Source organism: Shewanella sp. SR44-3 (assembly GCF_014163735.1).
In the GTDB taxonomy this organism is placed as follows: domain Bacteria; phylum Pseudomonadota; class Gammaproteobacteria; order Enterobacterales; family Shewanellaceae; genus Shewanella.
Genome location: NZ_JACJDV010000028.1, coordinates 19,275 through 31,597 on the forward strand (window position 1 = coordinate 19,275; position 12,323 = coordinate 31,597).

10 protein-coding genes are annotated in these 12,323 nt (G+C 44.3%); all 10 read left to right on the forward strand.

Translation table 11 applies throughout. From position 1 onward, the window contains the following. Nucleotides 1-90 precede the first annotated feature (90 nt). The gene (gene smc, locus H5073_RS13275; RefSeq protein WP_182680046.1) at nt 91-3,537 is read left to right on the forward strand and encodes a chromosome segregation protein SMC; all 3,447 of its coding nucleotides are present in this window, start codon (nt 91-93) and stop codon (nt 3,535-3,537) included. Between the two features lie 19 nt (nt 3,538-3,556). Next, on the forward strand, nt 3,557-4,453 hold the full coding sequence (zipA, locus tag H5073_RS13280) for a cell division protein ZipA (protein WP_182680047.1): 897 nt from the start codon (nt 3,557-3,559) through the stop codon (nt 4,451-4,453). A gap of 66 nt (nt 4,454-4,519) precedes the next feature. Next, nucleotides 4,520-6,532, forward strand: a complete 2,013-nt coding sequence (ligA, locus tag H5073_RS13285) for an NAD-dependent DNA ligase LigA (protein ID WP_182680048.1) — start codon at nt 4,520-4,522, stop codon at nt 6,530-6,532. Nucleotides 6,533-6,604: 72 nt separating this feature from the next. Next, nucleotides 6,605-7,234: a DUF2919 domain-containing protein gene (locus H5073_RS13290; RefSeq protein ID WP_182680049.1), complete on the forward strand. Its 630-nt coding sequence runs from the start codon at nt 6,605-6,607 to the stop codon at nt 7,232-7,234. A 170-nt stretch (nt 7,235-7,404) separates the two neighbouring features. Further along, nucleotides 7,405-8,628: an HD domain-containing phosphohydrolase gene (locus tag H5073_RS13295; protein WP_182680050.1), complete on the forward strand. Its 1,224-nt coding sequence runs from the start codon at nt 7,405-7,407 to the stop codon at nt 8,626-8,628. Nucleotides 8,629-8,815: 187 nt separating this feature from the next. Next, entirely contained in the window at nt 8,816-9,667 is an 852-nt protein-coding gene (locus tag H5073_RS13300; protein ID WP_182680051.1) for an NAD(P)-binding domain-containing protein, read from the forward strand. 72 nt (nt 9,668-9,739) lie between these two features. Next, the gene (locus H5073_RS13305) at nt 9,740-9,970 is read left to right on the forward strand and encodes an RNA-binding S4 domain-containing protein (RefSeq protein ID WP_182680052.1); all 231 of its coding nucleotides are present in this window, start codon (nt 9,740-9,742) and stop codon (nt 9,968-9,970) included. A 9-nt stretch (nt 9,971-9,979) separates the two neighbouring features. Beyond that, complete coding sequence (locus H5073_RS13310; protein ID WP_182680053.1) at nt 9,980-10,366, forward strand: ribonuclease E inhibitor RraB; 387 nt, start codon at nt 9,980-9,982, stop codon at nt 10,364-10,366. Between the two features lie 164 nt (nt 10,367-10,530). Continuing rightward, the gene (locus tag H5073_RS13315) at nt 10,531-11,403 is read left to right on the forward strand and encodes a hypothetical protein (RefSeq protein ID WP_182680054.1); all 873 of its coding nucleotides are present in this window, start codon (nt 10,531-10,533) and stop codon (nt 11,401-11,403) included. A 129-nt stretch (nt 11,404-11,532) separates the two neighbouring features. Further along, nucleotides 11,533-12,294 carry a TSUP family transporter gene (locus tag H5073_RS13320; protein ID WP_182680055.1) on the forward strand — a complete coding sequence of 254 codons (762 nt, stop codon included), beginning with the start codon at nt 11,533-11,535 and terminating at the stop codon, nt 12,292-12,294. The last annotated feature ends 29 nt before the right edge of the window (nt 12,295-12,323 follow it).

Genomic DNA, 12,323 nt, shown 5'->3' on the forward strand with positions numbered 1-12,323 from the left:
CTGATAAAAATCGTTACAAAATGCGACCTAATTGTTAAAGTGGGCGCCGTTGATACTTGTCTTAAGCCCAGGAAATGACTCTTTAGCAATATGAGATTAAAACAGATAAAACTTGCTGGATTTAAATCCTTTGTCGACGTGACTAAAATTCCCTTCGAACAGCAACTATCAGCAATTATTGGCCCTAACGGTTGCGGTAAGTCAAACATCATCGACGCGGTGCGCTGGGTGCTTGGAGAGAGCTCGGCCAAGAATCTTCGTGGCGACTCGATGGCTGATGTTATCTTCAATGGCTCAAGTGTACGTCGCCCTGTGTCAGTAGCAGGGGTTGAGCTGGTATTTGATAACAGCTTAGGTCGCCTTGCTGGTCAATATGCCAGTTATCAAGAAATTTCCGTTAAGCGTCAGGTGAGCCGTGATGGCGAGAGTTCGTATTTTCTGAATGGACAAAAATGCCGTCGTAAAGACATCACCGACCTATTCATGGGAACCGGTCTTGGCCCGCGCAGTTATGCCATTATTGAACAAGGGACTATTTCACGTTTAATTGAATCTAGGCCGCAAGATTTGCGGGTATTTATCGAAGAAGCTGCGGGCATTTCTCGTTATAAAGAACGTCGTAAAGAGACTGAAAATCGCATTCGCCATACCCGTGACAACTTAGCGCGCCTAAATGATATTCGTCTTGAGCTAGGCACTCAGCTCGATAAACTGGCGCAGCAGGCTAAATCGGCGTTAGCTTACCGCGAATTTAAGCATAGCGAGCGCCAGTTACAGGCGCAATTACTCGTGGTGCGTTATCAAGAGTTAGCCCTTAATACCCAAAAAATTGAACAAGAAGTTCAGCAGTTTGAACTTGAATTGGCGGCAATTAATTCTGCTGCACAAGCTGCGGAATTGACATTATTGCAATGGCAAACCAGCTTAGCCGAGTTAACGGAGCTTGAGCAGCAGCAAGTTGAGCACTTTTACCAAAGCCGCACTGATATTGCTAAATGTGAACAAGCCCTGCAGCATTGGCAAGCGCAGCACAGCCAGTGGCAGCAGCAAAAACAAGCGTTAACGGCCCAGCTTGAGCAAAATATCCATGGGCAAAACCAAGGGATGCTTGAGCTGCAAAGGTTAGAGGCCGAGCAAGCCCAGCAGCAAGCTGTGTGGCAGGCGAGCCAAGAGGCCCTTGAGATGCTCGAGGAGCAAATCAATGCCCTCGAAGACAGCAGCGATGAACTCAACCAAAAGTTAAGCCGCAGTCAAGAAGCTTTATCCAGCGCAAAAATGACCTATGCATTAGAAAATTCTAAGCTTGAGCATGTTCAACGGGACTTACTGCAAAGCGAGTCAAAACTTATCGAGCTTGCCAATGAGTACGATGGGTTGAAACACAGGGATAATCATGATGCCTGCGAGCAGCTGCGTCTTACATTAACGGATAACCAAGAGGCGCAATTACAACAGGCCCAGCTTAGCGCCGAGCTTGAACAGGCTTTGCATGCTCAAGAGCAGCAGCTTAATGACAGCACAACGCATTATCAGCAATTAATGTCCGCGCAAACGTCAGCCAAATCCCGCTATCAAGTAATAGAAGAGTGGTTAGCCGATGAACAAGGCACTGATGGCTCTGTGCTACTGTGGCAACACATTAAGGTGACTCCAGGTTGGGAACTTGCGGTTGAATTAGCTTTGCAACAAGTGCTGCAGGCAAAAATATTGCAACCTAACACTCTGACTCAAGCAGGCTTTGAGCAAGACTGTCAAAACATAGGGTTTATGCCTTCAGCAACTTCATTTAGCCATAAGGCATTTTCAGCCGAAGTGAATTTGGCCCCTTGGACAGAGCAACTTATTTGGGTTGAAGATTTAGCCTATGCTAAAGCTCATATTAATGAACTCAAGCCACAGCAGTGCTTTGTGAGCCGTGATGGTTATTTACTCGGGCAAGGTTTTTTATTGCAAGCCAAGAGCCAAAAACAGTCAAATCTATTATTGACCCAAGAGCTGAGTCAGCTTTCATTGCATATTGAGGGTTTGAATGTTGACACTGAGCTCGCCCATCAGCAGATGCTTGAGGCAAAGCAAGCGCTGACCCAGATAAAACAGTCAGTGCTTGATACCCAGAAACAAGGCCATGAGTTGCAACTTAAGCTGCAGACATTAACTTCTGAACTTGCTAGGTTACAGCACCAAGATGACACCCGTGCCAAGCATTTAGCAAAACTTGTGGCTGCCCAATCTCAACTTGAGCTGCAGCGGCAAGAAAGCCTGCTGCAACAAGCGGCCTTGCAGGAATGGCTAGACAATCAAGACGATGTATTACAAGGTTTATCCAACACTCAGCAAAAGGTTAATCAAGAGTGGTTGTCGGTTAGTGCTCAACTTAGGCAGGCTAAAGCTGCGCGCATTGAGCAAGAAAAAACCAAGGGACGCCATGAGCAAGTTCGCCAATCTTTGAGCACTCAATTGGCGCTGCAACAACAAGCATTGAAGCAAACGGCCCTTAAACACCAAGAGTTGAGCCATAGCTTAGCGCAACTTGAGCAAGCAAGCCGTCAGCAACAAAGTAGCCAAGAACAAGACCAACATAGCCAACACGAGCGTAAACTCGCCCTGTTGCTGGAGACTCAAGCAATACAGCAGACACAGCTAAATGATACCCGTAGTAAACAAGCTAAGGTTCAAACTGAGCTAGATAATGTACTATTAACGCAAAAACAACAGCTTGGTATCATTGAAGGCTTGACTCAAAAGATAGGCGCGTTAAAGTTACGTCGTGAGGGTTTTAAAGGTCAGGCTGATGCGCAGCAGCAATTGCTCGATGAGCATAAGGTGGATGTGGCTAATGTAATTGCTCAACTAAAGGCGGATGTCAAAACTGGGCAACTCAGCACTGAGCTAGATGCACTAAGGGCAGAAATCGTAAAGCTAGGCGCCATAAACCTTGCTGCCATTGAAGAATATGAAGTGCAACAGCAGCGTAAAAGCTATTTAGATGCGCAAGATGAAGATCTAAACAAAGGCTTATTGATCCTTGAAGATGCGATTCGTAAGATAGACAAGGAAACCCGCAGTCGCTTTAAGGCTACGTTTGAGGCGGTAAATAAAGATTTAGGTTTACTGTTTCCTAAAGTGTTTGGCGGTGGTCAGGCATATTTAGCGTTAACAGAAGATGATTTGCTTGAAACAGGCGTGACCATCATGGCGCAGCCACCAGGGAAAAAGAACAGTAGCATTCACTTATTAAGCGGTGGAGAAAAAGCGCTAACCGCATTATCATTGGTGTTTGCCATCTTTAGGCTGAATCCAGCACCTTTTTGTATGTTAGATGAAGTTGATGCGCCACTCGATGATGCCAACGTCGAACGTTTTTGCCGTTTATTACAAGAAATGTCCCAAAGCGTACAGTTTATATACATTAGCCATAATAAAATAACCATGGAAATGGCAGATCAATTAATTGGCGTTACTATGCATGAACCTGGGGTTTCACGTATAGTTGCTGTGGATATAGAACAAGCGGTCGCCATGGCGGACGCGCTATAAATAGGAATACAGGTAACCAATGGAAGATTTACAACTTGTTTTGTTTGTATTGGGTGCTATCGCTATTATTGCGGTATTGGCACATGGTTTTTGGTCTATTCGCAAACAGCAACCTAAGCCGATAAGAGAAAGAACACGGGCGCAAAATATTAGTGAAGCACAACGTCGTGATAGCCAAGGCTTTGATGCTGATGGCATTGGCGCTGTCCGTGTGCGCAAGCCCGGTGATAAAGAGCAAGCTGGGCATCATAATCACACCAGCGTTCCTGTGATGACGTTACAAAAAACGTCTCAAGCTCAAACTGAGACTACAGCTGCCCGTAGCCTTGAACCGGTAACCGCTGAGCGAGCATCAACAGTAAAAACTATGGCAGAGCCAGCTCAATTTGAGACAGGAAAGCATGAGCCTGAATTATTTTCTGAACCTGTTTCTAGCTCGCAGCCCTTAGCGGCGCAAGCCCAAGCAACTCCAGAGGTGTCGCCCCAGGAGCCAGAAGCGCTGGGTGAGCCTCAAGATGTATTAGTACTGCACGTGGTTGCGCAAGATGGACAAGAAATTCAAGGTGCAGAATTGCTGCCCTGTTTGTTATCTCTGAATTTTAAGTTTGGTGATATGAATATTTTCCATCGTCACAGCGATAATGCTGGTAACGGCAAGGTGTTGTTCTCTTTAGCTAACATGATGAAGCCGGGGGTGTTTGAGCCTGACAATATGGAACAGTTTTGCACCCAAGGGATAGTGATGTTTATGACATTACCTTGCTATGGTGATGCTCAATATAACTTCTCTATCATGCTTAATTCTGCTGAGCAGCTTGCTGATGATTTAGGTGCAGTGGTGTTAGATGAACAGCGTAAAACCTGGACAGAGCACAATAAACAAGATTATTTACGCCGTATAAAAGCCATAGTCTAAGTCTAAGTTTAATATAACAAATAAGGCCGCTTAGCGGCCTTATTTGTTATCTAGTAGGAAGATCAGATGTCAGAGAGTAAAAAGCAAATTGCCGATATAGTTCAAGAGCTTAATCAACACAATATTAAATACTATGTGGATGACGCCCCAAGCGTCACTGATGCCTACTATGACAGACTTATGCAACAGCTATTGGCTTTAGAGGCTGCCTATCCTGAATACATTCAAGCGGATTCACCGAGTCGGCGCGTAGGCGGACATGCATTAGACAAATTCTCCCAAGTGACTCACCTAAAGCCGATGCTCAGCTTAGATAATGCGTTCGAGCAAGCTGATTTTGAGGCGTTCAATAAACGTATTACTGATAAAGTGGCTAGTGTCGATTATGTCTGTGAGCCTAAACTTGACGGTTTAGCTGTGTCTATCACCTATCGTAACGGCCAGTTTGAGCGGGCAGCCACTCGCGGTGATGGCTCAGTGGGCGAAGATATCACACAAAATGTGCGCACCATTAAACCCATCCCCATGAGTCTTCGCGGTGAAGGTTATCCAGAGTTGGTTGAAGTGCGTGGCGAAGTCTTTATGCCCAAAGCGGCGTTTGATGCACTTAATGCTCGCCAGCAAGCCAAAGGCGACAAAGTCTTTGTGAACCCGCGTAATGCCGCAGCGGGCAGTTTACGACAATTGGATTCTAAAATTACCGCTTCACGGGCACTGGGCTTTTATGCCTATGCACTTGGCGTTGTTGAGGGTGAAGTTCAGCCCATGGAGCAAAGCCATTTTGGTCAGTTACAGCAGCTAAAACGCTGGGGCTTACCTGTCAGCCAAGAAGTGAAGCTGTGCGATAGCCTAGAAAAAGTGTATGCCTATTATGCTGACATTCTTAATCGACGCAGTCAGTTAAGCTATGAAATTGATGGGGTTGTGATTAAGGTTAATGCCATTGATAAGCAACTGAGTTTAGGCTTTGTGGCCAAAGCGCCGCGCTGGGCTATTGCTTATAAATTTCCAGCCCAAGAAGAGATGACTTTACTAGAATCCGTGGATTTTCAAGTGGGCCGCACCGGCGCTGTCACTCCTGTGGCCAGGCTTCAAGCGGTATTTGTCGGCGGGGTGACGGTATCAAATGCCACCTTACACAACGCCGATGAAATAGCGCGCCTTGGGGTAAAAGTGGGCGACACTGTGATTATTCGCCGTGCGGGCGATGTGATCCCACAAATTGTTGCCATAGTGCCTGAAAAACGTCCTAATAATGCCCAAGATATTGTCTTTCCAACGCATTGCCCAGTGTGCCAAAGCTTGGTTGAGCGCTTAGAAGGCGAAGCCGTGGCTCGCTGCAGTGGTGGCTTATTCTGTGAAGCCCAGCGAAAAGAGGCCATCAAGCATTTTGCTTCTCGTAAAGCGTTAAATATCGATGGTATGGGCGATAAAATTGTCGAGCAGCTGATTGATAAAGAGTTAGTACAATCACCCGCAGATCTTTTTAGTTTAACCGCATCCATGCTAACCATGTTAGAGCGAATGGCGATGAAGTCGGCTACTAAGTTAGTTGCTGCAATTGCAGCGGCTAAAACCACCACCTTAGCGCGCTTTATATACAGCTTAGGCATTCGTGAAGTCGGTGAAGCCACCGCAGCAAACCTTGCCAACCACTTTAAAACCTTAACCGCAGTGCGTGAGGCCAAGGTTGAACAGTTACTGGAGGTTGATGATGTAGGTGAAATTGTGGCTAAGCATATTGGGCATTTCTTTGCTCAACCTCATAACCTTGAAGTGGTGGATAAACTCTTGGCTGCGGGGATTAATTGGCCTGAAATTACGGTTGTTGCAGCAGCCGATTTGCCGTTAAAAGGCCAGACCTGGGTTCTTACCGGCACTTTAACTCAGCTTAATCGTAATGATGCGAAAGCTCAGCTACAAGCCCTTGGGGCCAAAGTGGCTGGCAGCGTGTCTAAAAATACCGATTGTCTGGTGGCGGGTGAAGCCGCTGGCTCTAAGCTTGCTAAAGCCCAGGAACTGGGTGTAAAAGTGATTGATGAAGCTGAGCTGCTGACCTTCTTAGCCACAGTAGGCTAAGCAGGGGGATGCGTCTTTTATCAAGCAACAGCCTGTCATTAATTGATTGTAATCGTGTCATCTGGAGTCAGTTTGAATTTTAGCAATATTACTTGGCTCGATGAAAAGGGCCAGATTAAACCGCCCATCTTCTTGTATTTGATATTGGTGTTTTTAGCTCGAGGCTGGTGTGTGTTTATTGCCTCTTTGACTCAATTTAGCGATCAAGCAGGCTTAGTGAAGCTGTTTTATCCAGAAAAAAGTGACTTCATTTTGGCACTGATATCAGGTATTGGTGCTGTGATGATTTACGGCTTAGTGATTAGTGAGCGCAAGCGCTCGCCTATTTGGATACAACCCGTGTTTAGGCACTTTATCAGCATGATGTGGCTGTTACTGGTACTGGATGCCATTATTTTAGGCCAGAGGTTAGTGCATGATTATTTCATCTTTAAAATTAGCTACGCCCTAGATGGGCTTATCTTATTCTGGTCAGCCCTCTATTTAGCTAATTCAAAACGGCTTAAGTACTATGCTAAAGATTGGCATAAGGAAGAAGTGCTTGAAACACACAGTGTGCCTGATGAAGTTTCAGTGGATCATGGCACTGACCAATCTTTAGCAAGTATTAGCCCCAAGATATCAAAGCGCACTGCTGCCAATGCACCTTCAGAGCTCGAACAGCTGCAAGCACACGATAAAGACAATAAGAAAAGGCAATAAACTCCTGTAATTAGCCAAGTCAATAAGACTTTTGCTGTAATAATGAGCGTTCGCGCTGATAAAATAAGCAAAAGCTAGCTTATAATCACTTTTTTTTAATAATAATCTATAGTTACTGTTACCTTTAACTCAACATAAATTATTAACGTCTACTTCAGAGGAGGGACAGGGTGGCCAAAGCTGAATTAACAAAAATCCCAGCCTCGCAAATGTTGGTGGGCTTGACGATAAAATTACCCTTGAAGTGGACTCAACATCCTTTTTTTATTAATCGAATTAAACTCAAAAGTCTTGCACAAATAGAGCTTATCCGTGGTTTGGATTTGAGCTTTGTTTATGTACTGTCAGGCCATGAACTTTTGCCTGAAACTATTGATGAAGTCGAAGATGCTTCTGAGGCAGAGGACGCTGCGAAACCTAAAACCAAAGGCAGTGCTCTTGATTCAAAATCAGCAGCCATCAAAGCCATGCGTATTGGGCAGCAGCGCTTTTTAAATAATATTAATGAAAGTCGTAGTGTATTTGCCAAAGTGGGGCTAGACCCAGAAGCGGCTTATCGTGATGCGGCGACATTAGTCGAAGGCTTGGTTGAGCATTTACAAGAGACTGATACACCATATCTGACATTAGTGGGTAGCGGTGAAATGGAAGTCAGTGTAACTCAGCACGGGATCTCAGTGGCTGTGTTGTCCTTGATGATAGGTCATGCATTAGATTTACCTAAGAGCGATATGCGCGATCTGGCTCTGGGTAGCTTGTTCCATGATTTTGGCAAATTAAAGATTCCTGAGAATATTCGCCGTAAGCGTAATGATCTCAGCGAGCCCGAACGTAACTATTTAAAAATGCACCCTAATTTAGGTTTTGATACGCTCAACGCTTGTAGCTTGTACCCTAAAAATGTACTGAATATTGTGCTTCATCATCATGAATACATAGATGGCAGTGGTTACCCTGATCATTTAACTGAAAAAGATATTCCTCAGCTGACTCAGATAGTGTCATTAGTGAATGATTATGAGGACTTATTAGCGCAATTTACCTTCTCGCCTCAATTAGCGCTTGGCACCCTATTTAAGTCTCATGCGAAGCAACATTCACAATCATTAATCGGTATTTTGGTTAAAGTGCTGGGTATTTTTCCCCCTGGGACTTTAGTTAGTTTGTCGGATGGCAGTATAGGGAAAGTGATGATGACCACCAGTGAAGTGAAGCAGCCCCATGTGTGGTCTTGTAATCATGCTGGTGGTGAACCTAATTTACGATTCTTGCTGGAAGAAGATGTGACGGTAAGTTCAGTGCTTAAATTAGAAGAACTCACCGAAGGTGCATTAAAAACCTTGCAGGCCGACAGTCCGATAAGTTTTTATTTCAGCGCCATGCCAGATAGCTAATCAGTGGTTTTAGTGGCTAAATTTATTACTGCCCAGACTCGCGTTCAGCCTTAATCAAATATCAGCCATAAAAAACATCAGGCATTAACTCGTAGACATCAAATAGCATTCCTCCCCGTGAATACGACACAGATGGATTTGACGCTATTAAATACACTCTTTATTTCCCAAAGGATCCTATACCCAAATGAAGCAAATTGGCATTATTGGCTGTGGTTGGTTTGGCTTACCATTAGCCCAAGCCTTCATAAAGCAAGGGCATCAAGTTATTGGCTCTAAACGTAGTCTTGAAGGCTGTAAGCAGCTGGCGAGCCTTGGTGTAACCGCTTATCCACTGGATTTAAATCAAGACTCTTTTGCTGATGAGATAAATGGGGTTCTTGATTGTGAGTTTTTGGTGATTAATATCCCTCCAGGACTCAGAAAAAAGGCTGGTAAACCTGAAAGCCGCTACCTTGAACAGTTGCAAAAACTACTCACACTGATAGGTCCGCGTTACTATCAAAAGCTAGTGTTCATCAGCACCACAGGTGTTTACCCCGCCAAGATGGACTGCAGTGAGCCATTAAGTGAAGCAGATGCCGCGCCCCACAGCGACTCCAGCGAGACCTTGCTTAAAGCAGAAGCTTTATTTGCTCAAATAACGAATAGTTGCATTGTTAGGTTTGCAGGTCTTGTCGGCCCTAATCGCCATCCAGGACGCTTTTTGGCGGGTAAAGCATCTTTAAGTGGCGCAAATGTGGCGGTTAATCTTGTGCATCTTGATGACTGTATCGCCGCTGTGATGCAGATAATTAATGCAGAACACCGCGCTAATAACTGTGTTAATAGCACTACTGAAATCTACAATGTTGTTGCACCAATACACCCAAACAAAGGGGAGTTTTACGCCTTTGCAAGCGCTCATCTAGGTCTTGCTGCGCCAGAGTTTAATCAGCAGCTGATGCCTACCAAAGTCATATCAGGAGCGCTTCTGTGTCAGCAGTTTGGCTTTGTATATCAATATCCTGATCCCTTTAAAATGCTGTATGCCTGTTAAGGGCACTTAGGGTATAATTCGCCACAGAAATGAGCCGCCTCGGTTTAGATTAGCGACCCAAAGGGCAAAAGCGTGAATAATATTCAAGAGTTTCCACTGTTAAGCGGTGATGAGTTTGTAGAACTGTATAAAGTGCTTAAAGTACAAGGTTTAGTTAATGGCGGCGGTGAAGCCAAACATGCGATTACCGAAGGCCAAGTTAACGTTAATGGCGAAGTTGATACTCGAAAACGCAAGAAGTGTGTTGTGGGTGATGTCATTGAATTCAATAATGTATCTATTAAAATAGTTGCCACTAAGTAAGGAATAAACATGCAATTTCCAGATGACGATAATGGTGAAATGCTTAAAGCGATGGCCGATGCAGGTATCGATCTTAGCAAAGCATTAGAAGTGGATTTCTTCTTAGTTTTTGATGAGCAGAGTGATGCAGAATCAGCCCTTGAAGCCTTAAGTCAATCAGACTTAGAAGGTGAGCTAGAGCTTGTTTTTGATGATGAAATTGCAAAGTGGGAGCTGATTGTCGCTATCACTATGGTGCCGGCTTATGATGCGCTTGTGGCTAAAGAAACGGAACTTAACACCTTTGCAGCTGAGTTTGATGGCATGACAGATGGCTGGGGCGTGATGCAGCATCAAGAAGGCGATGATGAGTTTGCCGATGATGGCCATGTCCATGGGCCGGATTGTAAACACTAATTGACGCGCTAACAGACAAGATAAAGCCAGCAAATTGCTGGCTTTATCTTAGATTTTTAATCTTGGTTTATTAATTGTTTTCTTCCAAGATTATGTTTAACAGTTTGCTTTAAAAGTATGATTGAGTCGTACAAGAATTAATTTTGCACAAGGATGGCAAAGCCATGGCACACCTTTTTATCATAGCCGCAAACCTCATCTGGGGCGGTTTACCGATTTTCTTCTTCTTTTTTACTGATACTTCGCCACTGTTTATGCTCACTATGCAGATAGTGTTTACTTGGCTTATTTTGCATCTGGTATTTAATCATACTCCAAGCACAGATAAAGGTTTAAAAAGTTGGCTTAAGTACATTCCCTCAACGTGTTTTATTGGTGCCAATTGGGGTGTTTATGCACTCACAGTTCAAAGCGGGCATGCTCTAGAGGCGAGTTACGCCTATTTAATTACCCCTATTTTATTTGCCATTGTAGATTATTTATTGCCTGCTAATCGGGGCAACCTTACCTTATTATGCCTCATGCTCGCAGCCCTTGGACTTATCGCTGTCGATGCCATGATTGAGCAAGTACTCCCCATTGCAGGTATTTTTATTGGTGCTTGTTTCACCGCTTATATTCTTTGGCATCGTAGCCAATCATTAGCGCCAATTACAGCACTGAAACGTGAGACCAGCTTATTATTACCTGTTGCAATTGTAGTGCTATTTACCCTGTTAGAGCCGGAGCAACATTGGCAAGCATTAAGCCACACTCAATTATGGCTATTGCCATTGATTGGCATATTAACGTGCTTGCCATTAGGGCTATTCATTTTGGGCAGTAAGAAAGTATCGTTTAGCCAGATCTCTTTATATCAATTCATTTCGCCCATCGCTGGGACACTAGTGGCAGTTGAGCTATTTGAAGAAAACTTTAGTCTCTCTAAAATGCTTATTTATGCAGGGCTTATTAGTATTTTATGTTTAAACTTATACTTAACACGCCGTCAATTAGTCGCCAAGAGTGAGTTAGCTCAAGCCGTTTTAGATAGCTAACCTCGCAGTAATACCTGTTGGTGAATTAATACGGCATTCTATTGCTGTAAGTTCCTTGCTAAGCGCTTTGAGTTTTAAGTAAAAACAGGGTCTAATATCAGGCTTAATCAGCTTAATATAAGTCAAAGCATGTTTGAATTAACAGTGGAAATGGCGGCAGTGCTGTTTAGCGTCGCCATCTTAGCGGGATTTATCGACTCTATCGCCGGTGGCGGTGGTTTACTGACCATTCCTGCGCTCTTGTGGGCAGGGCTCCCCCCCGCAGCAGCCCTTGGTACCAATAAGTTGCAATCCTGTGGCGGCAGTTTCTTCGCCAGTTGGTACTTTATTCGTAAAGGTATGGTGGATGTCCGCAAGATAAAATTATCCCTCGCATGTGCATTTGTTGGCGCGTCATTGGGCACTATAGGGGTGCAGATGATCGATGCCAGTGTACTGGAGACCTTGTTGCCCTTTCTTATTCTTGCTATCGGTGGCTACTTCCTATTTTCTAAGAAAATCTCAGAAAACGACCGTAACCAAGTCATCACTCCCACAGTTTTTGCCTTCACTGCAGCCTTAGGTATCGGTTTTTATGACGGTTTTTTTGGCCCAGGTACAGGTAGCTTTTTGGCGCTAGCTTTTGTCTCACTGGCAGGCTTTGGCTTAGCTAAGGCAACCGCCCATGCTAAACTATTGAATTTTTCAACCAATGTGGCCTCACTGATTTTCTTCGCTATTGGTGGTCAGGTGGTGTTGGTACTGGGATTAATTATGTTGGTAGGCCAGGCTATAGGTGCAACTTTAGGCTCTCGTCTTGTGGTGACTAAAGGCGTCGCTATCATTAAGCCTTTGGTGGTTTTTATGTCTTTATTAATGAGCATCAAGCTACTGTTTAGTCAATATTTTTAATCAATGTCTCCAGATGGTGTTTTTATCAT

What these genes read in the sequence shown, in the direction of transcription:
- smc (WP_182680046.1), top strand. Translation starts at nt 91, where the DNA reads ATGAGATTAAAACAGATAAAACTTGCTGGATTTAAATCCTTTGTCGAC.
- zipA (WP_182680047.1), top strand. Translation starts at nt 3,557, where the DNA reads ATGGAAGATTTACAACTTGTTTTGTTTGTATTGGGTGCTATCGCTATT.
- ligA (WP_182680048.1), top strand. Translation starts at nt 4,520, where the DNA reads ATGTCAGAGAGTAAAAAGCAAATTGCCGATATAGTTCAAGAGCTTAAT.
- H5073_RS13300 (WP_182680051.1), top strand. Translation starts at nt 8,816, where the DNA reads ATGAAGCAAATTGGCATTATTGGCTGTGGTTGGTTTGGCTTACCATTA.
- H5073_RS13310 (WP_182680053.1), top strand. Translation starts at nt 9,980, where the DNA reads ATGCAATTTCCAGATGACGATAATGGTGAAATGCTTAAAGCGATGGCC.
- H5073_RS13315 (WP_182680054.1), top strand. Translation starts at nt 10,531, where the DNA reads ATGGCACACCTTTTTATCATAGCCGCAAACCTCATCTGGGGCGGTTTA.
- H5073_RS13320 (WP_182680055.1), top strand. Translation starts at nt 11,533, where the DNA reads ATGTTTGAATTAACAGTGGAAATGGCGGCAGTGCTGTTTAGCGTCGCC.